The following is a 406-nucleotide window of genomic DNA, read 5'->3' as shown; positions in this document are numbered from 1 at the left end:
GCCGTGATGATGCCGGAGAAGTGACATCGAGCAGCACCGGCCAGGGGCCGATGTCGCAATCGGCCCCCCTGGCCTCCCCTTTCTCGCCCATCCGATGGATATTCTGCGAAACGACGTCCGAAGGGATGAGAACATTGGTCAATGAGCTCAGACGATCCCACGGCGATTCAAGACGGACCCCCGGGGCACCCAGCCCCATCCAGAAAGCCGGCCCCAACCTCGACCGACGACAGAACGGCCGACTCCGGACCGGTCGACCCCAGCGGTCAGCTGCTGGTCAGAGTCGCAGCGGGCGACGCGGTTGCCTTCGAGCAGCTGTTCACGGACCAGTCGAGCATCCTCATGGCCGTGATCGTCCGGATCGTCAAGAGCCGATCTCTCGCCGAGGAGGTCCTCCAGGACTGCT

The 406-nt window shown here is 64.3% G+C and carries 1 pseudogene; it reads left to right on the top strand.

The features are described from left to right. Nucleotides 1-141: 141 nt before the first annotated feature. Nucleotides 142-406: pseudogene (locus FHG09_RS19655) on the top strand (hypothetical protein); the annotation flags it as partial.

The sequence above is a fragment of the Brevibacterium sp. CFH 10365 genome, from assembly GCF_009299785.1.
In the GTDB taxonomy this organism is placed as follows: domain Bacteria; phylum Actinomycetota; class Actinomycetes; order Actinomycetales; family Brevibacteriaceae; genus Brevibacterium; species Brevibacterium limosum.
This window is presented reverse-complemented; position numbering and strand designations above follow the sequence as displayed.